Origin of the sequence: Streptomyces sp. rh34 (assembly GCF_002551245.1) — a bacterium.
Taxonomy (GTDB): domain Bacteria; phylum Actinomycetota; class Actinomycetes; order Streptomycetales; family Streptomycetaceae; genus Streptomyces.
On record NZ_NTGZ01000476.1, the window covers coordinates 1 to 2,394 of the forward strand.

The 2,394-nt window shown below is 72.0% G+C and carries 1 protein-coding gene and 1 pseudogene; one reads left to right on the forward strand and one right to left on the reverse strand.

What is annotated here, in order from left to right; all coding sequences use genetic code 11:
• A pseudogene (locus tag CR470_RS37390) lies at positions 1-465 on the reverse strand (hypothetical protein); the annotation flags it as partial.
• A gap of 287 nt (positions 466-752) precedes the next feature.
• On the opposite strand from CR470_RS37390, the gene CR470_RS37395 reads away from it, so the two are divergent.
• Positions 753-2,390 carry a penicillin-binding transpeptidase domain-containing protein gene (locus tag CR470_RS37395; protein WP_097872173.1) on the forward strand — a complete coding sequence of 546 codons (1,638 nt, stop codon included), beginning with the start codon at positions 753-755 and terminating at the stop codon, positions 2,388-2,390.
• The last annotated feature ends 4 nt before the right edge of the window (positions 2,391-2,394 follow it).

Here is a 2,394-nt window from a genome sequence, read left to right on the forward strand (position 1 = left end):
GGCGGCGAGGACCACCAGCCATCCGGCCCTCGCCGGGCCGTCCACGTCGCCGGGCCGGGCCAGGGCCGACGCCGCCTCCCCGGCGACGAGCAGGGCCGCCGGCACGGCGGCGACCGGAACGTACCGGTACCAGAGCGGCAGGGCGGTCAGCAGGACGAGCCCCGGATACCTCAGCCAGTCCGTCCCGTCCCCGGGCCCGCTGTGCCAGGCCAGGGACGCGGACGAGAGCCCGAACAGCAGGACGTACGCCGCCGCCACCAGGCCGGCCAGGGCCCAGCCGCCCGCGACCGGGGCGGCAACGGCCGGGACCGCCGCCTTCCGCCACCGCTCGGCGTCGGTCACGGCCCAGGGGGCGATGCCGCCGGACAGCCGGGAGGCGACACCGCTTCCGGTCACGGTCCAGGTGTCGGATGCGCCTTCGGGCAGGATCCCGGTCGGCAGATGCTTGATGTGGTAGGCCGTCACCGGACCACCGCCGCGCGCCCTCGTATGCCCATGCCGTACGCCCCCCGACGTTCGCTCCCCCGTGCATTACCGGCCAGTCTTCCCACCCCGGCCCCCCATCACACGGCATCACGCGGCATGCCACCGCGTCACGCCGCATCACACCGCATCCCGCCGCGGAGAGCGCTTTCCGGCCAAGCATTCCGGTCCGGTAACAACGCCGTCACCGCCCGTCGGAACCCTTTAGGGTTCCTCACAGTTGCCCCTTGAACGTGTTCAGGGGGCCTCCTGGGGAGGGGGACTGCGAGATGCGCAGTGGAGCGAAGGTCGCCGTGATCGGCGGAGCGTTCGTCCTGATGGCCGGAGGAATCGGTTACGGGGCGTACAGCATGCTCGGCGACACCGTCGGCGGGGACGGCGGTACGCGGAGCGCGTCCGAGTCGTCGAAGGTGAAGACCGGGCCGCCGAGCGCGGAGGAGATAGCGGAGACGTCCAAGGGCTTCCTCGACGCCTGGGCGGCGGGGGACGCGACGGCCGCGTCCCTCCTCACCAACAACGAGGCGGGCTCGGAGCCCGTGCTCGCCTCGTACGGCGAGGACGCCCGCATCGGCAAGGTGAAGATCACCCCGGGCCCGGCCGTCGGCACGAAGGTGCCCTACACGGTCAAGGCGACCGTCTCGTACGACGGGAAGTCCAAGCCTCTCTCGTACGCCTCGGAGCTGACCGTGGTGCGCGGCCTGACGACGGGCAAGGCCCTGGTCGACTGGGCCCCGACGGTCGTGCACCCGCAGCTGACGGAGGGCGCGACGCTGAAGACGGGCGCGTCCTCGACGCCGACGATCGAGGCCGTCGACCACAACGGGCAGGTGCTGACCAAGGAGAAGTACCCCTCGCTCGGTCCGATCCTGGACACGCTGCGGGAGAAGTACGGGGAGAGCGCGGGCGGTTCGCCCGGCATCGAGACGTGGATCGAGCCCGCCGACGAGACCCAGCCGGACGTCAGCCTGGTGACTCTCGCCAAGGGCAGGCCCGGCAAGGTGCAGACGACGCTGGACGCGGGCGCGCAGGCGGCGGCGGAGCGGGCGGTGAAGAAGTACGCGCAGGCCTCCGTGGTCGCGGTGAAGCCGTCCACCGGGGCGATCCGCGCGGTGGCCAACAACCCGGCGACCGGGTTCAACGCGGCGATGCAGGGGAAGCAGGCGCCCGGCTCCACGCTGAAGATCGTGACGGCGGCGCTGCTGCTGGAGAAGGGCCTGGTCACGGCGAACGGGGCGGCGGAGTGCCCCAAGGACGTGCTGTACCAGGGGCGTTCGTTCCACAACCTGGACCACTTCGCGCTGCCGGACGGCAGTACGTTCACCCAGAGCTTCGCCAAGTCGTGCAACACCGCCTTCATCAAGCTGATCGACGACACGAAGGACGACGCCGCACTGGCCAAGGAGGCGCGGGACGTCTTCGGGATCGGCCTGGACTGGAAGACCGGTGTCGTCACGACCGACGGCAGCGTGCCGGAGGAGACCGGTGGCGTCGCCGCCGCCCAGTACATCGGCCAGGGCACGGTCCAGATGAACGCCCTCAACATGGCGTCCATCACCGCCACCGCCCGCACCGGCACGTTCCGTCAGCCGGTCATCGTCCCGCGGTCCCTGGACAACCGGCAGTTGGCGACCGCCTCGCGCTCGCTGTCGCCGTCCGTCACCCAGCAGCTGACGGCGATGATGCGCGCCACGGCCGCCTGGGGCACCGGCGCGAAGGCGATGGCCTCGGTGGGCGGTGACAAGGGCGCCAAGACCGGTTCGGCGGAGGTCGACGGGCAGGAGACCTCCAACAGCTGGTTCACCGGCTTCAGCAACGACCTCGCCGCTGCGGCGGTCGTCCAGACCGGCGGCCACGGCGGCGACGCGGCGGGGCCGGTCGTGGCGGAGGTGCTGCGCGCGGGCGGCTGAGGCT

What these genes read in the sequence shown, in the direction of transcription:
- CR470_RS37395 (WP_097872173.1), top strand. Translation starts at nt 753, where the DNA reads ATGCGCAGTGGAGCGAAGGTCGCCGTGATCGGCGGAGCGTTCGTCCTG.